Annotated in this window: 28 protein-coding genes; 8 read left to right on the top strand and 20 right to left on the bottom strand. The window is 67.0% G+C overall.

Features of this window, described 5'->3' with window-relative positions:
- The first annotated feature begins 72 nt into the window (after positions 1-72).
- The 5 genes from MKK51_RS26320 (at position 73) to MKK51_RS26300 (ending at position 2944) form a co-directional block, all read left to right on the top strand.
- Positions 73-1209, top strand: coding sequence for an Mrp/NBP35 family ATP-binding protein (locus MKK51_RS26320; RefSeq protein WP_243982701.1), 1137 nt, complete (start codon positions 73-75; stop codon positions 1207-1209).
- 6 nt (positions 1210-1215) lie between these two features.
- Positions 1216-1824, top strand: coding sequence for a molybdenum cofactor guanylyltransferase MobA (gene mobA / locus MKK51_RS26315; RefSeq protein WP_243982700.1), 609 nt, complete (start codon positions 1216-1218; stop codon positions 1822-1824).
- Between the two features lie 254 nt (positions 1825-2078).
- The gene (locus tag MKK51_RS26310) at positions 2079-2318 is read left to right on the top strand and encodes a DUF6894 family protein (protein ID WP_243982696.1); all 240 of its coding nucleotides are present in this window, start codon (positions 2079-2081) and stop codon (positions 2316-2318) included.
- Between the two features lie 197 nt (positions 2319-2515).
- Positions 2516-2674: a hypothetical protein gene (locus MKK51_RS26305; RefSeq protein WP_243982693.1), complete on the top strand. Its 159-nt coding sequence runs from the start codon at positions 2516-2518 to the stop codon at positions 2672-2674.
- A 9-nt stretch (positions 2675-2683) separates the two neighbouring features.
- Entirely contained in the window at positions 2684-2944 is a 261-nt protein-coding gene (locus MKK51_RS26300; protein ID WP_243982692.1) for a L,D-transpeptidase, read from the top strand.
- Positions 2945-2988: 44 nt separating this feature from the next.
- Here the strand turns inward: MKK51_RS26300 and MKK51_RS26295 are convergent, their stop codons facing one another.
- From MKK51_RS26295 to MKK51_RS26265, 7 genes are all read right to left on the bottom strand, one after another.
- Positions 2989-4077 carry a GSU2403 family nucleotidyltransferase fold protein gene (locus tag MKK51_RS26295; protein WP_243982689.1) on the bottom strand — a complete coding sequence of 363 codons (1089 nt, stop codon included), beginning with the start codon at positions 4075-4077 and terminating at the stop codon, positions 2989-2991.
- 128 nt (positions 4078-4205) lie between these two features.
- On the bottom strand, positions 4206-4664 hold the full coding sequence (locus tag MKK51_RS26290) for a peptidylprolyl isomerase (protein WP_243982687.1): 459 nt from the start codon (positions 4662-4664) through the stop codon (positions 4206-4208).
- 3 nt (positions 4665-4667) lie between these two features.
- Positions 4668-5162, bottom strand: a complete 495-nt coding sequence (locus MKK51_RS26285) for a hypothetical protein (RefSeq protein ID WP_243982686.1) — start codon at positions 5160-5162, stop codon at positions 4668-4670.
- A gap of 30 nt (positions 5163-5192) precedes the next feature.
- Positions 5193-5759 carry a peptidylprolyl isomerase gene (locus MKK51_RS26280; protein ID WP_243982685.1) on the bottom strand — a complete coding sequence of 189 codons (567 nt, stop codon included), beginning with the start codon at positions 5757-5759 and terminating at the stop codon, positions 5193-5195.
- A gap of 44 nt (positions 5760-5803) precedes the next feature.
- A complete protein-coding gene (gene coaD / locus MKK51_RS26275; protein ID WP_243982683.1) occupies positions 5804-6304 on the bottom strand; it encodes a pantetheine-phosphate adenylyltransferase in 501 nt (166 codons plus the stop codon).
- A gap of 446 nt (positions 6305-6750) precedes the next feature.
- Complete coding sequence (gyrA, locus tag MKK51_RS26270; RefSeq protein WP_243982681.1) at positions 6751-9507, bottom strand: DNA gyrase subunit A; 2757 nt, start codon at positions 9505-9507, stop codon at positions 6751-6753.
- Between the two features lie 436 nt (positions 9508-9943).
- Complete coding sequence (locus tag MKK51_RS26265; protein ID WP_243982679.1) at positions 9944-10318, bottom strand: YciI family protein; 375 nt, start codon at positions 10316-10318, stop codon at positions 9944-9946.
- 125 nt (positions 10319-10443) lie between these two features.
- On the opposite strand from MKK51_RS26265, the gene MKK51_RS26260 reads away from it, so the two are divergent.
- Positions 10444-11130 (top strand): haloacid dehalogenase type II, encoded by a 687-nt coding sequence (locus MKK51_RS26260; protein WP_243982677.1) that lies wholly within the window; start codon positions 10444-10446, stop codon positions 11128-11130.
- A gap of 124 nt (positions 11131-11254) precedes the next feature.
- On the opposite strand, the gene ssb is transcribed toward MKK51_RS26260, so the two are convergent.
- Positions 11255-11824 (bottom strand): single-stranded DNA-binding protein, encoded by a 570-nt coding sequence (gene ssb / locus MKK51_RS26255; RefSeq protein ID WP_243982668.1) that lies wholly within the window; start codon positions 11822-11824, stop codon positions 11255-11257.
- Positions 11825-12002: 178 nt separating this feature from the next.
- Positions 12003-13019 carry an NADP-dependent oxidoreductase gene (locus MKK51_RS26250; RefSeq protein ID WP_243982666.1) on the bottom strand — a complete coding sequence of 339 codons (1017 nt, stop codon included), beginning with the start codon at positions 13017-13019 and terminating at the stop codon, positions 12003-12005.
- 175 nt (positions 13020-13194) lie between these two features.
- Between MKK51_RS26250 and MKK51_RS26245 the strand changes: the two genes are divergently transcribed.
- Positions 13195-13599, top strand: coding sequence for a DUF4174 domain-containing protein (locus MKK51_RS26245; RefSeq protein ID WP_243982665.1), 405 nt, complete (start codon positions 13195-13197; stop codon positions 13597-13599).
- Between the two features lie 80 nt (positions 13600-13679).
- Here MKK51_RS26245 and MKK51_RS26240 read toward each other — a convergent pair whose 3' ends face one another.
- On the bottom strand, positions 13680-14177 hold the full coding sequence (locus MKK51_RS26240; protein ID WP_243982664.1) for a hypothetical protein: 498 nt from the start codon (positions 14175-14177) through the stop codon (positions 13680-13682).
- 281 nt (positions 14178-14458) lie between these two features.
- Here MKK51_RS26240 and MKK51_RS26235 point away from each other — a divergent pair, with 281 nt between their 5' ends.
- Positions 14459-15187, top strand: coding sequence for a phosphodiester glycosidase family protein (locus MKK51_RS26235; RefSeq protein ID WP_243982838.1), 729 nt, complete (start codon positions 14459-14461; stop codon positions 15185-15187).
- A gap of 10 nt (positions 15188-15197) precedes the next feature.
- Here MKK51_RS26235 and MKK51_RS26230 read toward each other — a convergent pair whose 3' ends face one another.
- The 10 genes from MKK51_RS26230 to MKK51_RS26185 all read right to left on the bottom strand — a co-directional run bounded on the left by MKK51_RS26230 (position 15198) and on the right by MKK51_RS26185 (position 23567).
- On the bottom strand, positions 15198-15554 hold the full coding sequence (locus MKK51_RS26230; protein WP_243982662.1) for a hypothetical protein: 357 nt from the start codon (positions 15552-15554) through the stop codon (positions 15198-15200).
- Positions 15555-15574: 20 nt separating this feature from the next.
- On the bottom strand, positions 15575-16693 hold the full coding sequence (locus MKK51_RS26225; RefSeq protein WP_243982660.1) for an NADH:flavin oxidoreductase/NADH oxidase: 1119 nt from the start codon (positions 16691-16693) through the stop codon (positions 15575-15577).
- Between the two features lie 448 nt (positions 16694-17141).
- The gene (locus MKK51_RS26220; protein ID WP_243982658.1) at positions 17142-17300 is read right to left on the bottom strand and encodes a hypothetical protein; all 159 of its coding nucleotides are present in this window, start codon (positions 17298-17300) and stop codon (positions 17142-17144) included.
- A gap of 24 nt (positions 17301-17324) precedes the next feature.
- A protein-coding gene (locus MKK51_RS26215) for an IS630 family transposase (RefSeq protein WP_243982656.1) occupies positions 17325-18280 on the bottom strand; the annotation gives its coding sequence in 2 pieces (ribosomal slippage) (positions 17325-17941 and positions 17941-18280; 957 coding nt in all).
- A complete protein-coding gene (locus tag MKK51_RS26210) occupies positions 18249-19031 on the bottom strand; it encodes a hypothetical protein (RefSeq protein WP_243982654.1) in 783 nt (260 codons plus the stop codon). Before MKK51_RS26210 ends, MKK51_RS26215 begins: the two co-directional genes overlap by 32 nt.
- 481 nt (positions 19032-19512) lie before the next feature.
- Positions 19513-20820, bottom strand: coding sequence for a hypothetical protein (locus MKK51_RS26205; RefSeq protein WP_243982652.1), 1308 nt, complete (start codon positions 20818-20820; stop codon positions 19513-19515).
- A gap of 73 nt (positions 20821-20893) precedes the next feature.
- Positions 20894-21664, bottom strand: coding sequence for a hypothetical protein (locus MKK51_RS26200; protein WP_243982650.1), 771 nt, complete (start codon positions 21662-21664; stop codon positions 20894-20896).
- Between the two features lie 52 nt (positions 21665-21716).
- Complete coding sequence (locus tag MKK51_RS26195) at positions 21717-22364, bottom strand: hypothetical protein (protein ID WP_243982648.1); 648 nt, start codon at positions 22362-22364, stop codon at positions 21717-21719.
- A gap of 85 nt (positions 22365-22449) precedes the next feature.
- A complete protein-coding gene (locus tag MKK51_RS26190) occupies positions 22450-23169 on the bottom strand; it encodes a DNA-directed RNA polymerase (protein ID WP_243982646.1) in 720 nt (239 codons plus the stop codon).
- Positions 23170-23186: 17 nt separating this feature from the next.
- On the bottom strand, positions 23187-23567 hold the full coding sequence (locus MKK51_RS26185; protein WP_243982645.1) for a hypothetical protein: 381 nt from the start codon (positions 23565-23567) through the stop codon (positions 23187-23189).
- Between the last annotated feature and the right edge of the window lie 221 nt (positions 23568-23788).

Raw genomic sequence — 23788 nt, 5'->3', positions numbered from 1 at the left:
CTCGCCTTCGTCGGTTACATGCAGGGGGGCGTCCGGTCCGCCGTGCCCGCCTGCCTCGCCTGGAGAACCATCTTGGCCATTACTCGCGACGACGTGCTCAAGGCGCTGTCCGCCGTCACCGTCGATGCCGGCGGGACCACGCTGCCCGCATCGGGCCGCCTCTCGCAAGTGGTGGTCGATCCCACCAACCGGGTCATGTTCTCGATCCTGATCGACCCGAGCGAGGCGGAGCGTTTCGAGCCGGTCCGGCGCAGGGCCGAGGGCACCGTCCTGGCCATGGCGGGCGTCTCCGGTGTGTTCGCGAGCCTCACCTCGGAGCGTGGCCCGAACCAGCCCGCCCCGCCGGCGCAGGCGTCGGCGCCGACGCCGCCCCAGCCGGGACGGCCGGCGCCCCCCCGCACCGGCCCTGCTTTGCCGGGCGTGCGCCACATCGTGGCCGTCGCCTCCGGCAAGGGCGGCGTCGGCAAGTCCACCACCGCCTGCAACCTCGCCCTCGCCATGTCCGCGCAGGGGCTGAAGGTCGGGTTGCTCGATGCCGACATCTACGGCCCCTCGGTGCCGAAGCTGTTCGGCCTCTCCGGCAAGCCGAAGGTGATCGAGGAGCGCCTGCTCGCGCCCATGGACGGCTACGGCATCAAGGTGATGTCCATCGGCTTCCTGATCGAGCCGGAGACGGCGATGATCTGGCGCGGCCCGATGGTGCAATCGGCCATCACCCAGATGCTGCGCGAGGTCGCCTGGGGCGAACTCGACATCCTCGTGGTCGACATGCCGCCCGGCACCGGCGACGCTCAACTCACCATGGCCCAGGCGACGCCCCTCTCCGGGGCCGTGATCGTCTCGACCCCGCAGGATCTGGCGCTGATCGATGCGCGGCGCGGGGTGACGATGTTCCGCAAGGTCTCGGTGCCGATCCTCGGCGTGATCGAGAACATGGCGACCTTCATCTGCCCGAATTGCGGCCATGCCTCGCACATCTTCGGCCATGGCGGCGCCCGCGACGAGGCCGCACGGCTCGACGTGCCGTTCCTCGGCGAAATCCCCCTGAACATGACCATCCGCGAGACCTCCGATTCCGGGCGCCCCGTGGTGGCCGTGGACCCGGACGGGCCGCATGCCAAGGTCTATCGCGGCATAGCCGCGCAGCTCTGGGCCAACCTCACCGGCGGGCCGGCCCCCCGCGCCGCGCCGCGCATCGTCATCGAGTAACCCGGCGTGGCGCCCATCCTCGGGGTGATCCTGGCCGGCGGCCTGTCCCGCCGCATGGGCGGTGGCGACAAGCCGTTGAGACTCCTGGCGGGGCGCACCCTCCTCGACCGGGTGGTGGAGCGGTTCGCGCCGCAATGCGGCCTGGGCGTCCTCCTCAACGCCAACGGCGACCCGACCCGGTTCGCGGGGTTCCCCGGTCCGATCGTGCCGGACGGGGTGCCCGACCATCCGGGGCCTCTGGCCGGCATCCTCGCCGCCCTCGACCATGCGGCCGTGCATCACCCCTCCGCGACGCATGTGGCCAGCGTCACGGGCGACGCGCCGTTCCTGCCCCTCGACCTGGTGGACCGCCTCCGGGCCGGTCTCTCCGGCGCACCCATCGCCATGGCGTCCTCGGCCGGGCGGGAGCACTTCACCGTGGCGCTCTGGGCCGTGTCCCTGCGGGACGACCTTCGCGCGTCCCTCGTCGGGCGCGGCGAGCGCCGCGTCGGCGCGTTCCTCCGCCGTCACGGCGCCGCGGCGGTGGACTGGGCGACGGACCCGGTCGATCCGTTCCTCAACGTCAACACGCCGGAGGATCTGGCGATCGCGGAGGATCGTCTGAAAGTCTCCTGATCGGACCGGGCCGTCCGACGAGGGCGGAGATCCGAAGCGGGGTCGATGTTCCGGACAACGACCCGCGACCCCGGGATTTTTGAAGACGTCGATGCGGTCTGAAACGTCCGGTTGAGGACCGTGCGAGAAATTCCCCGAGCTCGCGAGTGCTTTTCCCGGTCCGACGCTTTAAGGTTGAATGATCGCGGTCCTTACCCGGCCTTCCGCGCTGAGAGACAGATATGTGCTCCCGCCTTCGACGCGCGGAGAGCGCTGTGCCTCGCTACTACTTCGATATCAACGACGGCCGTAACGAGCGGGACGAAGAGGGCGTTCACTGCGCCGACCTGCAAGCCGCCGTCCTCGAGGCCAAGAGGTTGCTTCCCGCCGTCGCCGCCGACGAAGTGCCGCAGGATGGCGAGCGCCAGGCGATCACGGTCCTGGTGACGGACGAGGACGGTCAGGCCGTCTATCTGGCGGCGCTCGCCTATACCGGGACATGGTTGATCCGCTAGCGCCGCGTCACGCGCGCGCGGAGACTTCTCGCCGGAGCGCGGCACGTCGCCGTGGTGTGGACCGGGCGATGACGAAGGCCTGCCGGAGGCGAGCGATGCCCCGGTGCCAATGTGGATCGGCCACGGCCGAGGCCACGCCTGGCCATAGACTCGACCCGGACGGGACCGAGCCTGCACGACCTCTCCCTGCAGCGATCGTGACCCTCCCCCTCTCGTCGATCCGCACCATCCTGACACAGGCGACGACTCTTCTCGTCCTAGGCGGCTGTGTCGTGGGACCGGGCATCGACGTGGATCTCGCCCGGAGGCGGGGCAATGACGCTTCCCCCACCGACTATGCCGCCCTGACGTCGTAGCCCCTTTCGGTGGAGGCAGCGGATACGGCGCGGATTGATTCCGCCTATCTCCGGCGCGATGGCCGGGGCACGCTATACCGGATCCACGGCACCCTCGAACCCGACACGATCGGCCAGGCCGTCGCGTCGGGCTGCACTCGGATGATCGATCAGGACGCCAACGACCTCTACGCCCGCGTGGAGATCGGCACTCAAGTGGTGGTGCTCCCGCCGGGAACCGCGACCGAGGCGGCCGGCGACACGGGCGACGCAATGGCTGACGCGCGGTAGACCGACGCCGGGGACGCGACGCAGAGAAAAGGGTGCGTAGGGCGCTACGGAGGGAATGCGGGAAACCCGACCCGTGTCGGGTCGTAGCCGAGCATCGCGCCATGTGCCCCCACGGCTCGCGCGATGCTGAGGCGCCCGGCCTCATTGAGGCGTGCGAGGCCGGTCTCGAGATGACGGCGCCAGGACGGACCTCGGTTCCACGCCTCGATCCAGGAATCCGCCAGGGCGACGGGCTGGGTCCGGGCCAGGGCTTCGATCAGGAAGCCCGCCTGAGTGAGGTCCTTCGCCTGTTTCTCACGCTCGGTCCGCTCGTTCGCCACGATGAGTTTGTGGACGGCGTAGCGCTCGGGAGCCGGCACCGTGACGGAGATCCCACCGGCATAGAGGAGTGTCGAGCGGACCGGGTCCCTGATCAGGAAATCGAGGTAGCGCAGTGGCTGGGCGCTGACGCCGCCGAGGGCCGGCATCCAGACGGGCGCACCGGTCACCTCGTCGGAGCCGCGGTTCGAGACCAGAAACTCGACTCGAAACCCGCTGGCGTTCACGAACGCGCTCGTGTGGTCCGGTCGCGACAGGTTCGGCACCGGCCGGAAGCTTGCATCCACGGCCTGGAGTTCCTCGTGGACGGGAGACATACTCTCTCCGATCGCGACCGAGATGCCGTAATCCTGGGCGAGATCGATGTCGCCGGTCCTGAGCGCCCTCGTCGGGCGCTCTCCGACGAGGCCCGGAAAGGTCTGGAACGCGACCGTGCCCACCAGAACGCCGCGCAGGCGAAAGAAGCCTGCCTGCGCCAGCCGTTCGACGACCCGACCCGTCAGCGCGTCCGCCGCCGGAAACCCTGCGCTTCGCAACATGCGAACCGCGTCGATGCGTGTGCGGTAGTCGATCCGCTGGCGGTCATGGGCCTCGACCCGCCGTGTCGTCTCGGCATCCGCCACCGTGCCGACATAGCGATTCGACTTCGTACCGGTGGCGGCATCGTAGCCCTGATAATACCAGTATTCGCGCGCCTTGATGGTGCGCCTGATGAACTTGCCGTTCTCGGGAAAGTCGCGGTCGAACTCAGCATCGGCGCAACGCTGATTGAGATCGGCGAACACCGTCTGCGCGGCGGCATCGATGGACGGCATGGCTCGTATCCGCGCGTTACAGGAAAACAGCGGTTTTCATGTAACGCGCGAGAGCGAGGTGTCCAAACGAGAAAGGGCGTCCGCGCGGGTCACGCGCGGACGCCCTTTTCGGTGACGGGCGTGTCGGTTCAGGCGGCGCCGACCGTGGCCTTGACGATCTTGTCCGGCGAGCGCGGCGGCTCGCCCTTGTTGAGGCTGTCCACCACGTCCATGCCTTCGGTCACCTTGCCCCAGACGGTGTACTGCTTGTCGAGGAAGCGGGCATCGCCGAAGCAGAGGAAGAACTGCGAATTGGCCGAATGCGGGAAGTTGGTGCGGGCCATGGAGCAGGTGCCGCGCACATGCGGCTCGTCGTTGAACTCCGCCTTCAGGTCGGGCAGGTCGGAACCGCCCGAGCCGGTGCCCGTCGGGTCTCCGGTCTGGGCCATGAACCCGTCGATGACGCGGTGGAACGGAACGCCGTCATAGAAGCCCTGCCCGGCGAGCGTCTTGAGGCGCTCGACATGGTTGGGGGCGAGGTCCGGGCGCAGCCCGATGACGATGCGGCCCTTGGTGGTTTCGAGGATGATGGTCTCGGTATCGGCCATGGGTCAGACTCCTTGTCCCTTGGGACCTTGGTAGAGGAATCGCAGGGCGATGGGACGCCCCGCGATGGCGGCGCCGAGCGCCGGCGTGATCGCGACCGGCGTGCAGCGCCGGATCGCGTCGAGGGTTGAGCGGGTCAGGATGTCCCTGCCGCGCCGATCGGCATTCTGCATCGTGAAGGTGATGCGCGGCTCGCCGATGACGGACCCGTCCCGTCGTAGGGCGAAGCGGGCGGTGATCTCGGTGCGCGGGAAACCGGCGAGGCCCTGCGGTACCTCCCAGCAGGCGGCGAGCCTCGGATAGAGCTCCTGGAGCGTATCGGCCGGGCTCGCGGCGATGCCGCCCTCCGGCGCCTGCACCGTGACCCGCAGGGTCTCGGGCAGCGTCGGCGGCAGTCCGGCTCCCGCAATGGCGGTGCCGGTCAAGGCTGCTCCGATCGCGACCGCCGACGCGGCGACGGCGAGGCGCATCGGGCGCCCCCCTGTCGCGGCTCCGGTCATTTCGCGCCTCCGGTCATTTGGCGGCTCCGCTCATTTAGCGCCTTGGGCCATCTGCATCTTCACGATCTTGTCCGGGTTCTGGACCGCGCCGCCCGGAGCGTCCTTGGCCGCTTTCTTGATCTTGTCCACGGCCTCCATGCCCGAGGAGACCAGCCCGATCACGGTGTACTGGCCGTTCAGGAACGGCGCGTCGCCGAGGCAGATGAAGAACTGCGAGTTCGCCGAGTTCGGATCGGACGAGCGGGCCATGCCCAGCGTGCCGCGGCGGAACGGGGATTGCGAGAACTCGGCCGGGATGTTCGGCAGGGACGAGCCGCCGGTGCCGTTGCCCTTCGGGTCGCCGGTCTGGGCCATGAACCCGTCCATGACCCGGTGGAACTTCAGCCCGTCGTAGAAGCCCTTCTTGATGAGGGTCTTGAGCTGGGCCACGTGCTGCGGGGCGAGGTCCGGGCGCAGCTCGATGGTGACGCGGCCGTCCTTGGTGTCGAGATAGACCGTGTTGTCGTCAGCCGCCCGTGCCACGGGGGCGAACCCGATCATGGCGGCGAGGGCCAGGGACAGGACGGCGGTCCGCCGATGGAGGGTCCGATGAGTCATGAGGGAGCGGTCTCCGGTCCGTTGAAGGAGGTGGATGGAAGGGATCAGGCTTTCGCGAAGCGCGCGGCGAGCCGTTCGGCCACGAGGGGCGGGACGAAGGGGGAGACGTCGCCCCCCATGGCCGCGATCTGGCGCACCAGGGTTGCGGTGATCGGCCGAACCCCCGTGGAGGCGGGCAGGAACACCGTCTGCACCTCCGGCGCCATGGCGCCGTTCATGCCGGCGAGCTGCATCTCGTAGTCGAGATCCGTGCCGTCGCGCAGGCCGCGGATGAAGATGCTGGCGCCCGAGCGCCGGGCCGCGGACACCGCCAGATCGTCGAAGGTGACGATGTCGAGGGCGGCGCCTTCGGCCTCGGCGAGGGGCGCGCAGGTCGCCCGCAGGAGGTCGGCCCGCTCGTCCGGCGAGAACATGGGGGCCTTGCCCGGATGAACGCCGATGGCGATCACGAGGTGCTGCACGAGCCGGCAGGCCTGACGGATGACGTCGAGGTGTCCGTTCGTGACCGGGTCGAAAGAGCCGGCGTAGAGCGCGGTGCGGATCATTACCGGTGGGCGTAGAGCATTTCGCCTCGAAACGGAACCGCCCGCGACCATCCCGGCCCGGGGGCCGAGCCTCCCGGCATCGGCGCGGTACGAAAAAGGGCGGAGGCCCCGTTGGAGCGCCCGCCCGAAGTTTCGGTCTTCGAAGTTTGGTCGACGACGTCCGGTTGATGAATCCGCGGAACGACGTGCTTGTCCGTCAGAGCTTTTTCGCGACTCCGGTATCCATGCCGAACGTCTGGTTCGAAACGGCACGGATACGGGAGCGATATGTCTCCGAAGAGCGAACTTAGCCGTGAGTCTCCGCGCCGGATATGACTTGTCTGCAACACCGAAGACCAGCCGCCGAAACGGGAATGCCGGCCGAGTGTTGCACAGGACCGGCATTCGGAAGGCAAGGTCTTGGACTGAACTCGGTCGAGCCAAGATTATTCTGAATAAAGTTTCCGTCAGGTGGCGTCTCCGGCGGGATCGATGGCCGTCACCTCTCCGGCATCGTCCTCACCTTCGCCTTCACCTTCGATATGCTCCACCGACACCACGCGTTCGGTCTTGTCGGTGTTGAACACCGTCACCCCCTGCGAGGCCCGGCCGACGATGCGGATATCGTCCACCGGTACACGAATGAGCTGACCGGCATTGGTCACAAGCATGATCTGGTCGGCGGGCTGCACCGGGAAGGAGGCGACGAGGTTGCCGTTGCGCGGGTTGACCCGCATGGCGGTGATGCCTTTGCCGCCGCGACCCGAGATTCGATACTCGAAGGAGGAGCTGCGCTTGCCGTAGCCGCGCTCGGAGAGGGTGAGCACGAATTGCTGGGCGGCCCCCATCTCGGCGTAGCGCTCCTGCGAGAGGAGCGGCGCATCCGTCGCGATGTCCTCGGAATCGGCGTCGCCGCCCTCGGTATCGCCGATCACGGCCCGCTGCATCTTCAGGAAGGCCGCCCGCTCGTCGGGGGTCGCCTCGAAGCTGTTGAGGATCGTCATCGAGATGACGCGGTCGTCCTGGGCGAGGCTGATGCCGCGCACGCCGGTGGAATCGCGGCCCTTGAAGACGCGGACGTCCTCCACGGGGAAGCGGATGCACTGGCCGTTGGCGGTCGTGAGCAGGACGTTCTGTTCGGGCTTGCAGATCTCCACGTGGACGATGTGGTCGCCCTCGTCGAGCTTCATCGCGATCTTGCCGGCGCGGTTCACTTGCACGAAGTCGGACAGCTTGTTGCGCCTCACCCCGCCGCTGGCGGTGGCGAACATCACGTCCAGGGTCTCCCAGGACGCTTCGTCCTCGGGCAAAGGCATGATCGTGGTGATGCGCTCCGTGCCCGCATCCATGGACAGGATGTTGACGAGCGCCTTGCCGCGGGCGTTGGGGGCGGCCATCGGCAGGCGCCAGACCTTCTCCTTGTAGACCTGGCCCTGGTTCGAGAAGAACAGGATCGGCGTGTGGGTGTTGGCCACGAACAGGCGGGTGACGAAATCCTCGTCGCGGGTGGACATGCCCGAGCGGCCCTTGCCGCCCCGGCGCTGGGCCCGGTAGGTCGAGAGCGGCACGCGCTTGACGTAGCCGGCATGGGACACGGTGACGACCATGTCCTCGCGCTGGATCAGGTCCTCGTCCTCGACGTTGGAATCCCAGTCGAGGATCATGGTCTTGCGCGGCGTGGCATAGGCCTCGCGGACCTCGGTCAGCTCGTCCTTGACGATGGTCATGATGCGCAGGCGCGAGCGCAGGATGTCGAGGTAATCGGCGATCTCGTCGGCGAGCTTCTGGAGCTCGTCGCCGATTTCGTCGCGGCCCAGTGCCGTGAGGCGCTGCAGGCGCAGGTCGAGGATGGCGCGGGCCTGGATCTCGGAGAGGCGGTAATTGCCGTCCGCGTCCACGCGGTGGCGCGGGTCGTCCACCAGGGCGATGAGCGGCGCGATGTCGAGCGCCGGCCAGAGGCGGCCCATCAGGGCCTCGCGGGCGGTGTTCGGATCGGGCGAGGTGCGGATGAGGCGGATGACCTCGTCGATATTGGCCACCGCGATGGCGAGACCGCACAGGACGTGGGCGCGCTCGCGAGCCTTGCCGAGGAGGAACTTGGTCCGCCGCGAGACGACTTCCTCGCGAAAATCGACGAAGGCCGTGAGCAGGTCCTTCAGGTTCATCAGTTCGGGGCGGCCGCCGTTGAGCGCCACCATGTTGCAGCCGAACGAGCTCTGCAGCGGCGTGAAGCGGTAGAGCTGGTTCAGCACCACGTCGGCCATCGAATCGCGCTTGATCTCGACGACGATGCGCATGCCGTCGCGGTCGGATTCGTCGCGGAGATCCGAGATGCCCTCGACGCGCTTCTCCTTCACCAGCTCGGCGATCTTCTCCATGAGAGTCGCCTTGTTCACCTGATACGGGATCTCGGTGAAGATCAGGGCCTCGCGCTCCTTGCGCAGCTCCTCCACGTGCGACTTCGCCCGCATGATGACCGAACCGCGCCCCGTGGCGTAGGCCTGCCGCACCCCGGCGCGGCCGAGGATCGAGCCGCCGGTGGGGAAGTCGGGGCCGGGGACGTATTCGGTGAGCTGCTCGATGGTCAGGCCCGGATCGTCGATGAGGGCGATGCAGGCGTCGATGAGTTCGCCGAGATTGTGCGGCGGGATGTTGGTGGCCATGCCCACCGCGATGCCGCCGGCCCCGTTGACGAGGAGGTTGGGGAAGCGCGCGGGCAGAACCTTCGGCTCCTCGCGCGACTCGTCGTAGTTCGGCTGGAAGTCGACGGTGTTCTTGTCGATATCGGCGAGCAGCGCGTTGGCGGGCTTGGCCAGGCGCGACTCGGTGTAGCGCATGGCCGCCGGGGGATCGCCGTCCACGGAGCCGAAATTGCCCTGCCCGTCGATGAGCATGAGCCGCATCGAGAAGTCCTGGGCCATGCGGACCAAGGCGTCGTAGATCGATTGGTCGCCGTGCGGATGGTAGAGACCGATCACGTCGCCGACGATGCGGGCCGACTTGACGTATTTGCGCTCGGGCAGGTGCCCGCTCTCATAGGCCGAGTAGAGGATGCGCCGGTGCACCGGCTTCAGGCCGTCCCGCGCGTCGGGCAGTGCCCGGCTCACGATCACGCTCATGGCGTAATCGAGATAGGAGCGGCGCATCTCGTCGGTGATGGAAACGGGCTTGATGTCCGAGGCGGGCGGCGTCGCGCCGGCGCCGGTATCGTCGTTCTCTGCCAAGGTCTTCGATCTCTGCCTGTGACGGGTCCGGCGGGCCGGGGCCGCATGGAGCGCCGGGCGCATGGGAAAGTGGGGAGCGGGGCGTTCCGCGTGGCCTCGAAAAGGCCGTCCGCGTCACGCCCTGTCTCGGGCTTTCTCCATACGCCATCCGATGCCGCCGCGCCACCGCCGGACACGTCGCGACCACATCGACAAATCCCAGACGCCGCAAGCGCTTGCGACGGCGATGTCAGAGAATGCGGGGCCGTTCGGTCTCCACCCCCTTCCACGGACAAGCGGAGCGGCGGTGGAACCCGATCCCGGGCCTACGGATGAAGGTCGTGGAGCGGCCGAACCGTCACGATACGTGGACGCGGCCCGTCCCGCCCCCGGTTCCGGATCGCCCTCCGCGTCGCTCCGGGTACACCAAAATGCCCCAAGCGAAGCGTCGTGCCCCTCACTCCTCCGCGACGCCCGCGAAGTCGGACATCTCGTAGAGCGGCCGGATCTCGATTTCGCTCGGGCCGGGCATCGGATTGGGACAGCGCTTCACCCAGTCCAGCGCTTCCTCCATGTCCGTCACCTGCCAGAGCCAGAAGCCGGCGACCAGTTCCCCGGTGGAGGCGAACGGGCCGTCGCTCACGGTGCGGGTGGCGCCGTCGAAGCCGACCCGCTTACCCTTGGCGGACGGATGCAGGCCCTCGCCGGCGAGCAGGATGCCGGCCCTGGCGAGTTCCCCGTTGAATTCGCCCATGGCGGTGAGCAGATCGAGGGACGGCATGATCCCCGCCTCGCTGTCCGTGGTGGCCTTGACCAGAACCATGACGCGCATCGATTCCTCCCTTGCTAGATCGCGCCGAGGGAAGCACGCAGACGCGGTGCGTGTGAACCGGCAGACAGTGGGACCGGTTACCCGACGCCATCGATCCCGCCGCACTCACCGAGAGGGGAACCGTCATGCTCACTCGCCCGAAGGCCGTGGCCTTCGACATCATCGGCACCGTGTTCAGCATGGAGCCGATGCGGCCCGCACTGGTGGCGATGGGCCTGCCGCCGCTCGCCCTGGACTTCCTCTACACCGCCGGGTTGCGCGACATGTTCGCCCTGGCGGCGACCGGCACCTTCGCGCCCTTCCAGTCCGTGCTGTCGGGGTGCCTCGACGAGCTGCTCGCCATGCACGGCCTCTCCGCATCGTCGGAGGACAAGACGGCCTTGCTCGCCATGATGAAGGCGCTGCCCCCGCACGAGGACGCCAAAGCCGCGTTCCGGCGGCTCACGGAGGCCGGCATCCGGGTCTTCGCCCTGAGCAATGGCGCCGCCGCGACCACGAAGGGATTGCTCGCAGCGGCGGGCATGGAGGGGCTCGTGGAGCGGGTCCTCTCCGTCGAGGAGGTCAAGCTGTCGAAGCCGCGCGCCGAGGTCTACCACCATGCGGCACGGGCCGCCGGGATTGCCCCGGGCGAGATGGCCCTGATCGCGACCCACCCGTGGGATCTCCACGGCGCCAGGATCGCCGGCCTCATGACCGGCTATGTCGCTCGTGGCGTGCCCTTCTCACCGGCCCTGCAGGCGCCGGATCTCACCGGGGAGACCCTTTTGGATGTCGCCTCGGAGATGGTGCGGGCCTCATCGCAGACGCTCTAAGCCTGATATCCGTCCCCGAATGTCCGGGAACACGCGCCGGTCCGCCCTCTGAGCGGGCCGGGCAGAGGACGGCTCAGGACATGTGTCCCGTCCGTCGGAAGCCGATGAGGGCAACGGCAGATCCCTAGAACGGGATATCGTCGTCGAGGTCGTAGTTGGGCTTCGACGGGCTTGCGGCCGGACGACGTTCTCCGCCGGAGGAGCGGGCACCGCCATACTCTCCGCCGCGATCGCCGCCCCTGTCGCCGCCGCGATCTCCGCCACGGCCACCGCCGTAATCGCCGCCGCGGCTGATCTGGCCGCCACCCTCGTCGTCGGCGCCCATCTCGCCGCCGCCGCCGCTGCGGCCGTCGAGGAGCGTCAGTTCACCGCGGAAGCGCTGGAGCACCACCTCGGTGGTGTATTTCTCGACGCCGGACTGGTCCGCCCATTTCCGGGTCTGGAGCTGGCCCTCGATATAGACCTTCGAGCCCTTGCGCAGGTATTGCTCGGCGACGCGGGCCAGGTTCTCGTTGTAGATCACGACCGCGTGCCACTCGGTCTTCTCCTTGCGCTCGCCCGACGCCTTGTCCTTCCAGGACTCGGACGTGGCGATGCGCAGGTTGACCACGGGGTCGCCGGAGGCGAGGCGCCGGGTCTCGGGGTCGCGCCCGAGATTGCCCACCAAAATCACCTTGTTGACGCTGCCGGCCATGCCGCTCTCCTCTCGATCGATCTCACCGAAGGCCGCTCACCCTGCCGGCCGTCTCGTCTGCCCTTCATGAGCTTCGGCTCGCCGGGCGGCAATCGCCGGGTCGAATTTGTCCCCACCGATCACAGCCCGATGTTCTACATTTGTTCGTTTTGGCGCGCAAGGATCGCGCGCCCGGCGCTCACGCGATCCGCACCAGCATCTTGCCGAAATTCCGGCCCTTCAGCAGCCCGATGAAGGCCTCCGGCGCGGCTTCGAGACCGTCGACGATATCCTCCCGGTGCTGGATGCGTCCCTCACGCAGCCAGGTTCCGACCTCGCTCAGGAACTCCTCTTCCTGGTCGGCGAAATCCCACACGATGAAGCCGCGCAGGGTCAGGCGCTTCGTCAGGACGGCGCGCATGAGGACGGGGCTGCGGTCCGGCCCCGGCGGTAGTTCGGTGAGGCTGTAGCCCGAGACGAGCCCGCAGACGGGGATGCGGGCGAAGTCGTTGAGGAGCGGCAGCACCGCGTCGAACACCGCGCCGCCAACGTTCTCGAAATACACGTCGATCCCGTCGGGGCAGGCGGCGGCGAGCGCGCCGGGCAGGTCGTCGGTGCGATGATCCACCGCCGCGTCGAAGCCGAGCACGTCGGTGAGATAGGCGCATTTCTCCGGTCCCCCGGCGATGCCGACGGCGCGCGCGCCCTTCAGCTTGGCGATCTGCCCGACGAGGGAGCCCACCGGCCCGGCGGCGGCGGCGACCACCACGGTCTCCCCCGCCTTCGGCCGCCCGACGGTGAGGAGGCCGGTATAGGCGGTCATGCCCGGCATTCCGAGGACGCCGAGGGCCGTGCTGACCGGTGCGGCGTCGGGATCGAGCTTGCGCAGGCCGCGTCCATCGTAGATGGCGAAGTCCTGCCAGCCCCCGAAACCGGTGACCACGTCGCCCTCGCGAAACTCGGGATGCCGCGAGGTGACGACCTCCGACACGGTGGCCCCGACCATGGTGGCGCCGATGGCGACGGGCTCGGCATAGGATTTCGCCGCGCTCATGCGCCCCCGCATGTAGGGATCGAGGGAGAGGATGCGGTTGCGCAGCAGCACCTCCCCCTCCCCCGGCGCCGGAGTGTGGCTCTCCTCGAGGCGGAAATGCGCGGCGGTCGGCTCTCCGTGCGGACGGGAGGCGAGGACGATGCTGCGGTTCACGGCGACCATGATCTGGCACTCCGGTTGAGGTGAAGGATGGTCTCTGACGGGCGTGCCCGCCTCGGGGGACATGGCGACAAGGCCGATCCGGCGCCGGTGTTCCCCTATCGGGCCGAGGCACCGCCCGCGCCCGGCGGCGTTGACGCGCAAGGGCTGCCGCCCCGCCAGCGATAGGACCGCCCCGATGACCCGCCCGCTTCTCTTCGCCGCCATCGCCGCCTTGTCCGGCCTCGCGGCGCCGGCCCTGGCCGACGACCCTCTCGCCGTCCATCGCTGGAGATCGCGGGTCCTCGTCATCGTGGCACCGGAGGGCGCAGATCCGCGCATCGAGGCGCAGAGGCGCGACGCGCGGGCGAGACGGGCGGATTACGCGGAGCGCGACCTCGTCGTGGTGGAGGCGATCGGGACGGGCGCCGAGGCGGACCGCATCCGCGCCCGGTTCGGGATCGGGCCCAGGGACTTTCGCGTCCTGCTCGTGGGCAAGGACGGGGATGCAAAGCTCACCGAGGCCGCGCCGATCCCGGCCGCCCGGCTGTTTGCCACGATCGATGCCATGCCGATGCGGAGGGAGGAGAAGGGCCGGCGATGACGTCGCGGCAAGCCTCATCCAACGAAAAAGGGGCCGCCGGAGCGGCCCCTTCCTCGGGAGATCGTCTCGATCGTGACCGCTCAGTAGCAGCGCTCGACCAGGATGCGGCGAGGACCGTAGGGGGTCCACCGGGTGCGCGGAACGGTGTAGCATTCGCCACCGTAGCCGCCGTATCCGCCATAGGCGGCCGGAGCATATCCGTAGCCATAGGCGGGGTATCCGCCATAGCCGCCGTAGCCGCCATAGAGGCCGCCGGCCGCGAGCCCGAGGCCCACGCCGAGGCCGAGACCGCCGAGGCCGTAACCGTAGCCACGGCCGTAGCCGCCGCGCCAGCCGTAGCCGCGATGCCCACCCCAGCCGCCGCGATAACCGAAGCCAGCGCTACGGAATCCGCCGCCATAGCCGCCTCGACCGAAGCCGCCGTGAGCGAAACCACCTCGGCCGAAGCCTCCATGGCCAAATCCCCCACCATGGCCGAAGCCACCGTGGCCACCCCAGCCGCCGCGCGCTTCCGCCGTCGCCGGGATCATCGCCAGAGCGCCGACCATCGCGGTCGCTGCCAGAACAATGCGTTTCATCGTCTTGTCTCCAAAGACAGGTTCTTGTCCCCAGTGGTTGCAGAACGCCCAGGCTCGCCAAACGGTTCATGGCACATTTTGTCCCGCATCCGTCGGGCCGATCACAGGTCGGTGAAACAGGCGGCCGGCACGCCTTGAAAACGCCTCCCGTTTCGGGCGAGGACACCGCGCGCCCCCTCGTCCGCACGGGAGGGCGGATGATGGCTCCGCCTCGGGATTCCACGATGACGTCACCGCGACCCGCCCTTGCCCGAGGCTTTTCCGGAGCCGTCGCCGGAGCCATGCTTCTCATGGGTGCGGCGGGTCTCGCCCCCCTCCCCGCGCGGGCCGCGCCCGCCGCCCCGTCGCCGTGCAATGCGGTGCAGTCCGAGGGCGAGACCTTCACGGTCTGCACGGTGGACCTGCGCCGGGAGCGGGTGCGGGTGTTCTGGCTCGGCGCCGACGGCCTTCCCTATTCCTCGCTCTCGACTCTGGGCGAGAAGGTGGGGCCGAAGCTCAGCTTCGCCATGAACGGCGGCATGTACGACAAGGGTCAGGCGCCGGTGGGCCTCTATGTGGAGGAGGGCCGCGAGATGAAGGGCGTCTCCACCGCCAACGGGCCGGGCAATTTCCACCTCAAGCCCAACGGCATCTTCTACGTGAAGGGCGAGCGCGCGGGCGTCACCGACACGGCCCGCTACCTGCGCCAGAAGATCAAGCCGGATTTCGCCACGCAGTCGGGGCCGATGCTGGTGATCGACGGCAAGATCCACCCGAAGATCTCCACCGACGGGCCGAGCCAGAAGATCCGCAACGGGGTCGGCGTCCGCGACGACGGCCGCACCGCCATCTTCGCGATTTCCGAGCGCCCCGTGACCTTCGGTTCCTTCGCCCGCCTGTTCAAGGACACCCTCGGCTGCGCCAACGCCCTGTTCCTCGACGGCAGCGTGTCCAGCCTCTACGCGCCGGGCATCAACCGCTCCGACATCAGCCGGCCACTGGGGCCGCTGGTGGGAGCGGTGGCGAAGTAGGAGCCGCCGATCAGGCCAGCCGCGCCCGCTTGCCGAAGGCGACCCGGAGCCGCGCCTTGGCGACCTCGGCGATCTCCGTCATCGACTCGATCCGCACCATCGGCATCTCCGCCCCGATCAGGCTCGTCGGCTCGAAGCTGAAGTGCAGGTGGCGCACGCCGATCTCAAGCGCCGTCACCCCGTCGGACTGGGTCAGGTCCTCGCCGAAGATTTCGATGAGCGGCCCGTCGGGGTCGCCCTTCTCGATCTGGATGATGAAATAGCCCGCCGGCTCGTCCTCGTCGTCCGCGCCGGAGATCAGGCTGATGCCGTTCTCCTCGTCGTAGCGGACGCGTTGCACCGTGATCGTCGTGATGTCGTCGTCCATGCTCAATGCCTGAAAACGGGTCAGCGTTGCCCGAACTGGGTGTCGCGGAACAGGGTCTTGAACTGGCGCGGCTGGCAGCGCCAGTACTGCTTGGGCGCGCTCACCTGCGCGCCGAGTTCGGCCGCCGCGTGCCAGGGCCAGCGCGGATCGTACAGCATGGCGCGGGCGAGCGAGACCGCGTCGGCCTTGCCCTCGGCCAGGATCGATTCCGCGTGCGCCGCCTCGGTGATGAGGCCGACCGCGATGGTCGTGAGCCCGGTCTCGGCCTTCACCCGCTCGGCGAAGGGGACCTGATAGCCCGGCGAGAGCGGGATCTCCTGGCGGGTGGAGAGGCCCCCGGTGGAGACGTGGATCGCGGCCGATCCGCGCCGCTTGAGCGCGTGGGCCAGTTCCACCGTCTCGTCGAGGGTCCAGCCGCCCTCGACCCAATCGGTGGCCGAGACCCGCATCCAGACCGGCCGACCGGCCGGCACCACCTCGCGCACCGCCTCGAAACATTCGAGGGGAAAGCGCATGCGGTTCGCCAGGCTGCCGCCATAGTCGTCCGTGCGGTGGTTGGAGAGCGGCGAGAGGAACTGGTGCAGCAGGTAGCCGTGGGCGCCGTGGAGTTCGAACCCGTCGATCCCGATGCGCAGGGCGCGTCTGGCCGTCTCCACGAACCCGTCGCGGATGCGCTTCAGCCCCTCCGCATCGAGGGCATGGGGCGGAACCTCGCCCTCGCCATGGGGAACGGCCGAGGGCGCCTCGGTCCGCCAGCCGTCGGGCGCTTCGGGATCGATCTGCGAGCCGCCGTCCCAGGGCGCCCGGCTCGACGCCTTGCGGCCGGCATGGTTGATCTGGATCGCGATGGGGATCGGCGCACGCAGCCGCACCGCGTCCAGCACCCGGCCCAGCGCCAGCTCGGTCTCGTCCGAATAGAGCCCGAGATCGGTGGGCGAAATCCGCGCCTCCGGCGAGATCGCGGTGGCCTCGAGGGTCAGCAGGCCCGCGCCCGACATGGCGAGCTGCCCCAGATGCATCAGGTGCCAGTCGCCCGCCTGTCCCGCATGGGCCGAATACTGGCACATGGGAGCGACGATGATGCGGTTGGGCAGCGTCAGGCCATCTAGGGACAGGGGCTCGAACAGGCGTGCGGTCATGTGCGGGCTCCGGTCTTGGCTGACAGCCTAGATGGAGCACCCGCGTCCCCGATGCCAGGGATGGACGCGCAGGATCCGTGTTTCCCGCCCCCTTTCCAGCGTCCCGGAGCGACAGCTTACTGGAGTCACATATCCTGCTTTTTCCAGGCAGAGCGCGTCCCTCTCCCCCTTGTGGGGAGGGGCTAGGAGTGGGGGTGGCTCCGCCAGCCTCCGACGGCTGAGGGTCGCCCCACCTCCCACTCCTCCCCACAAGGGGGAGGAGAGCCGCGCATCCCGCGACAGGTGTGACTGCCGTAGGAGCAGCGCCGGAGGGTGATCCGGGATCCAGCGCAAGACGCGCCGTGTCAGCGGCTCCCCCTTCGGCGGGGATCATGCCGCTGCGCGCATCTTTCAGTTGGCCCCCGGATCGCATTCTGCTGGCGCGCCAACCGTTAGGGGAAGGGAACGCTCAGGCTCCGATCCCCCTCCCCTTCAAGCTCTCGCCGATCTCGTCCAGTACGGCCGCGTCATCGATGGTGGGCGGGGTGGTCCAGGCTTCGCCGTCGGCGATCTTCTTCATCGTGCCGCGCAGGATCTTGCCTGAGCGGGTCTTGGGGAGCCGGGCCACGGTGAGCGCTAGGGCTACATCCGATCAAGTAGGGTCAAAAGCATCGTATCCTGCGGCCACGAGGTAGTTGCGGCACTCATTCGGTGTGAAGCGCTTGAAAGCCTGTTTGATGGTGTCGCAGAGGTCCGCGATCGTGCGGGCGGCCTCGGCACGCAGCGCCGCCTTGAGCTTGGCAAAGGCCAGTTCGATCGGGTTGAAGTCGGGGGAGTAGGCGGGCAGGTAAAGAAGCTGGGCTCCGGCCGCCTGGATGCGCTCTCGGATGCCGCTGACCTTGTGGGCGGGCAGGTTGTCGAGCACGACCGTGTCACCGGGCTTCAAGGTCGGGATCAGGGTCTCCTCGACATAGTTGCGGAAGCGAGCGCCGGTCATCGGTCCGTCGAAGAGCGCGGTCGCCGTCAAGCCGCTGGCCCGCAGGCCCGCCGTAACCGTGATGGTCTTCCAGTGCCCGAACGGCACGGCCACCCGGCAGCGTTCGCCCCGTGGAGCCCACCCGTAGCGACGCGTCATCTTCGTGTTGGTCGCGGTCTCGTCGAGGAACACGAGCTTGTCTGGATCAAGCTCAGGCTGGCCCTCGAACCAGGCCAGGCGGGCCGCCTTCACGTCTTCCCGATCCTGCTCGGCGGCGTGCCCGGTGTTTTTTTACGCGTGATGCCGTGGCGCTTGAAGAAGCGGGATAGGCTGCTCACCCCGACCCGCAGCCCGTTGTCGGCCAGGCGGGCGCGCATCTCATGCAGGAACAGTTCCGGCTTGGCCTCATAGGTCTGCCGGATCAGGGCGGCCTGGGCCTCGATGGCGTGCGAGCGCTGATCGCCGCCCATCCGCTTGGCCCGTGTGCGTCCTTCCCGAACGAAGGCTTCGTGCCAGCGCACGGCGCTGGCGGGACTGACCTCGAACCGTCTGGCGGCTTCCCGGCGCGAGGCTCCTGCCTCGATCGCTGCCACGACGCGTTCACGCAGATCGGCTGACAGGGCTGAGGGCATTCGGCTCTCCTCCTGGAAAGCCAGGCATCGAATCACATCTGCGCCGCTCTCGAAACCCCAGACGATTCAAATCGGTCGGACACCGCTCTAGTCGTCTGTAGGCGTCCACTAGCCGGAAGCTATCGCGGATGATGGCCTCGTATTCAGCGCGGCTCACCTTGAACTCAGCTCTCCGGTGGTTCCGGTCCCAGTAGCCGAGAGCCGTCTTGATGGCGTCCTCCCGGTCCCGTCTCGGCATACGATGCGGAAGTTTGGGACGATCATTGCCGTCTGCCGGCTGAAAGTATTGCTCGCGGTGGTCGACCTGCTTGTCTTGAAGGGCGAGTTGACCGCGCCGAGCATCCACGATCAGGCGCCCAAGGTCGTGCCGCTCGTTGCCGCCCCAAAGCCGGACGTAGGCGAGACCCCTTCCGTTGTCGTTGACGGAGAGACCGCCACCAAAGGCAATTAGCAACTCCATCATCAGGAAGATTTCGGGAGGGCCAGACCGGGGCTTAATCTTGAGGTTTCGGGTCCTGAAGAAGATGGCGGGCGGGCCATTGTTGGGTGCGGCTGCAACCCAGATGGACGTCAAGGGTCCGTGCGGATCGATAGTGAGGAGACCCAAATCCGGGTCGGGTAATTCGGGGTTCTGGACCTTGGCGAGAGCTTGGCGAAGGAAGGCAATCCGTGCCCCCCAAGCTTCTAGGCTCATCGGGCGGTAGCCTCGGCTCTCGCGCCGGGTTGACTCGTTGTTGTCGTTGGATGGCATCGAGTGTGTGCCTCAATCCGTATCGGTGGCGGGTATGGGCTTGGATGGTCTGAGACCGGGGCAGATGCCTCCGATCCCTCGTCGCACAGGCAGAGTCGTGGTGTCGGGCGCCGGGAGCGCACCAAGATCGCAACAACTGGAGAACCCTCATGTGGACGGGTGGTGGCGGCCTGCGTGTGCTCGACTGGGCTTCGGTCCCAATCGCACGCCCCGCTGAGGGACTTGGTGAGGCTTGGCCTCGCCCTCATCTCCGAACACCTTGTCACCTTGCGGCGAGTTCGGCGGGAGGGTTAGTCGTCCAAAGGGCTCGCTGTAGTCTCGGGGTTCTGCCCCGCACGTCCCTGGCAACTGTGCTGAGAATGGGGAGGTCTGTAATCCTGTCAAGAGGACCGAGATAAGAAAGTCATTCCCGCCGGCTCTACTTCGAGGAGACACCAGAGGGGCCACCATATAAGCGGAGGATTAAGACCGAAGATGCAACTTAAGTGTCTGTCGAGGCTCGATAAAACTCGATGCTGGGCCTCGCGCCGAACTCTGGAGAGAAAAATTCAGAGGCTTCTTCCATGGCATCGGCCGCAAGCGCCGCTTCGGACTCGGCTACCAGAACTGCATCGTGCAGCGGCAAGGCGGTGATGCCCTTGTTGAATAAGATCGCGAGGGCCGTCACGAGGATGGTGCTCTCTATTGCAGTTAGGCGGAAGCCGACTTCCGTCCCGAACAGGTGGGCGATAGGCGCGTGAAACCGCTCGACTTCGGCGACGGCATCACGGGCCTTTGTGCCGGACGGAAAGGCCACCTGGGCTTCGGCAGGTAGCCGCGTAAGGCGGCTGGGCACGTAGAACATCGCGTTCATGAGAACCTTGAAGCCGTCACGGAAAGCCCCGTCGCCCCGAACATCGTAAAGGTCGCCCGAGGGCACCGGCTGATTCGTAAGCCCATAAGCGGCGCGAAGGTTGAACTGGCGAAAATCGACGTTGGCCACCGGCTCGCCATGCGGGCTTTGCTTCGAGGCAATCCGCAATCGCTTGAAGCGGTCTTCGCGGGGCATCGTCATCCAAAACCCGCCGTAGAGGCGCCCGCCCTGATCCCATCTGCCGTTCGCAAATATCCTTCTGAGTGACCGCCGCGTAGGATCACAGGGTTGGCCTGAGGTCGCGAGCCCGTGTGAAGAGCCGTCTGGGAGAAGCCAGAACGCCGCGTCGGCGAGCCACGCATTGATGCGCTCGACTTCATGGCGCAGACCTGCCGAATAGTCGGTATCGGCATAGTCATCCAGCTCGCCGCGCTGGGCCCCCGCCACCTTCCGCTTGCGTCGGAGAAGAACATGCTCGGCAGGAATACGACGAAATGCGTCCCACGTTGTCGGCTCTCTGGGCAGGAGATTGTAGAGCGCCGTCGTGGGGCGTACGGTCGAAAGCTTCCAGGCGTTCCCCTGATAGCTGAAGCCCTTCCCCACTGGTTCGATAAGACCAAGTTCGGGGGCTTCCATAAACTCTAGCGCATCACGAAAATGCTGGCCGTAGATCGGGCTTACAAAGCCGTTGCTGGGCCACATCGCCTTATTGCTTCGAGGAACAGCAAGCGGTCGGGAACGAGGATCGAGACTTAGCCCCGCGAGATTGCAGACCAAGGCCTCAATAGCGGCAATGAAGCGGTCTTGCCGAGCTGCGCCCCGCCCTCTGATGCGAGGGTGATGGACTGTCTGAAAGCACTCTACGGCGGCGACAACCGAGGAGACAGCTTTCTTCATTTCGAGCGAGGAAGCACGACGCTGCGGATCGAAGTTCACCCACGGAGCCGGCGGTTCTTTGCCTCCTGAATCAGAATCCTCAATCTGTGCGTCCCACCACTGTAACATTATATCACTCGCTCGTGTGGTCGGTGCGCTGCGACGGGGCGGCGGTGGTGCCTGCCCGAGCAAGCTCAAGGATGGCCGCGAGGTGCGCCGTCTCGACATGCTCGCAGGCCTCCTCAAGCCACCGCCCGAGGTGAACCAGAGCTTGGCCAGTGCTTCGCGCGTAGCGCTCATTCTTGAGCCTGTCGGAGTAGTAGCCATCGTTCGACGCAGCCGTCCGTGCGCAGACCTTCGCCGCCTGTACCCGCCGGTAGTTGGCGGTCTCGCTCCCCGGGGAGATCGGGTCGGTGGCGATGGCGCAGCAAACAGCGAGGTAGTTCACCAGAAGCCGCTCCGGGGGCACCTCGCGCCTCCTCATGCGTGCGAGAGCTGCCCGTGCCTTGTCGGCCGGCGGGAGGCGGTAGACATCCACCACCCTCTCGACCGGCCCTGCGTGGTCCATCAGGGCCGCCAGCGCGTGAAGCGCGTGGACTATCCAGGTATCGAGCAGATGAGCCCTGAGGAAGCGTTGCGCGGCATGCCGGTACGGGCGGAGCGTTGCCGCCGGGTAAGTCGTCTTGAAATGCGACCCGTGACGGTTAGCCCGCTGGCAGCATTGCCGGCAGTAGATTTGCGACAGGCCCTCTCCGGCACGGGCCGCCGGAGGGCTGCCACAGGTCGGGCACATGGGCAGAGCGTCGCCGCCCCGCATCGCGGCCCGCTCCCGGATTTCCAACGTGGCGGGCCTGATGCCGCGTGCCTTTGCGAGGGCGGCTCGGGGGTTAAGAGGGCGGCTCACGTATTGGCGAATCCATTTATGTGAACGGGGGAAAGGCAGACGTGCTTATTGCTCAACACTTCTTTCCCTCCGCCTTTAGCAGGGCGGCAGCGGTACGCTTGGCCGCAAGCAGTTTACGCTCAGATGCCATCCGGGTTTTCCAAACGTCGAAGTCTTCGCCGGGCGGAGGTTGGGTTTTATCCTTCTTCGCTTGACGTGCATGGGCTGCTGCCTCCTTATCTTTAAGCGCTTGTGCCTTTGTATCCTCGCGAAGGCGTTTACGTGCAGCTTTCGCCAGTGGACTTACATCAAGCCCCAAACTAAGAGGCTGACTGAAGCGCGATGGACCTAGCTTTGACCATTCGGCACGCCTTGCATTTAATAGCTCCTTACGCCGTTTTTCCTCACGCAATGCAATGCGAAAAGAAATAGACCCCTCATCTACGGGGGTTGCGTTTACAATTGCTTGCCGGTTGGGTCTGATTGGGTAGGGAACCTCGCGAAAACTTCGACTCGATATGAACCGCATCACTTGCTCTAACGTGAAGCGGCGGGGCGACTTACGTCCAAAGCCAAACTCGATGAAGTCAATGTTCCCGTGTTTAATATGTGAGCGCAGCAGGGCACTGCTCATCGGCAAAAGCCTGCACAGCTCGGCGGCCGACACGGTCACCTGTTGATCGAATATCGCGGCAAGGACGGCAGGAACGATTGGCAGCACGTGCACGACCTAGCGGCAAGTGTTCGGTTCTATCACTCCCCTCTAGCCGAACGCCTACTTTAAAGAAATCGCGAGGCCTTACCCTCTACGCGTCTGCGCCCATGAAGCATGGCACGGGACCCGCAATTGTTGCTGCCACCCTGAGCCCATCCTGAAGGAAATGCACCAGGTCCCATGCCGTCGCGGCGTGGGTGGCGAAGGTGCCAGCCCCGTCCTCGGAAACCTCAATCCCCGCCTCCCGCGCCTCGAAGGCCGCGCAAGACAGCTCACGGAGCCGAACGTGCTCATCGGCTGCACTCGGCAGCGGGGAGAGCATGAAGCCGCCAAGGTGCCGGTCTTCCACAATAACGGGGAGACGGCTCGGCATACCCGGGCCGAAGTCGAGGAATGCGGCCCACTCGAAGACAGCCGCGAGGGCCGCGAGGGGATCGGGCACCGACGCGTCAGCCCATTCAACGTGGGCCAGAGGGTCGGAAGCGATCCGCCGCCAAAGCTCTGCCCGCTCAGCCACCCATTTGAAGCGCCCATCGAAGTCCGTCGAGTTCAGCCCGAAGGTGGCCGTGAGATGGATGCTAAGCCACCCTTGGCCGCAACCCTCATCGATAACGGGCCGCGCCTCCTCGAATTCGACCAGACCACCGAACTCGTCAGCCCCGAGCCGATGCTTGATGCTGAGCAGGTTGAGAGCCCTGCGGATCGCGGCAGGCGGATCGGTAAGTTGGGCTGCCTCGTAAGCGATGAGGTGGACGCGGCTGTTGAGGCGGAGGCCGTCGCCTAGGGAGTGGTGATGGCGATGCTGCTGCATATTGATCCTCCCCGGTCTCAGGCTGTCGTGGCGGCGGTGGCGCTGATGGCCCAGGCCGGGTGCTGCCCTTGGACGCCGAACAATTCGGGCAGCGCTCCTTCGATGAGGGCCATGAGGTCTTCGAGCGTCTCGTCCGCGCGGTGGCCGGCTTCGTGCTGGGCTTGCGGATCACCGGCTAGGACTTGCTCCCCGGGGGCGAGGAGGTCCCCCGTGAGGAACATCGCGAAGGCATGGTCCACCGCGAGCGTGCCGATGCGGTCCCGCGTCTCGACGGGCAGGCGGTGCCATGCAGCTCGGGCTTCGAGTTGGCCGGGGATGGTGAAAGCGGGGAGGGCAGGATACTTGGCGCTGGCCTCAAGGCATGCGGCAGCGGCAGGCAAAGCGTGATGCTCGCTCATTGGTGGGCTCCGGGGATCGGGCTAGGTGGCGTGAAGGGGTACTGTCGGTGACGACTCCTTAACGGGTCATAGGGATATTCCGATAACGGATAATCCGTCAATACCGATATCGGTAAAGGGCAGACATGGCCGATGGTCAGCCAGAACAGGCAACCTCAAAGCGTCGCGGTCGGCCCCTACTAGGCGTCAAGCCGACCCTAGTGCGCCTACCGGAGGGGGTG

This window comes from Methylobacterium sp. E-045 (assembly GCF_022829685.1).
In the GTDB taxonomy this organism is placed as follows: domain Bacteria; phylum Pseudomonadota; class Alphaproteobacteria; order Rhizobiales; family Beijerinckiaceae; genus Methylobacterium.
Note: the sequence above shows the minus strand (reverse complement) of the source record. Positions and strands in the feature narration are given on the sequence as shown.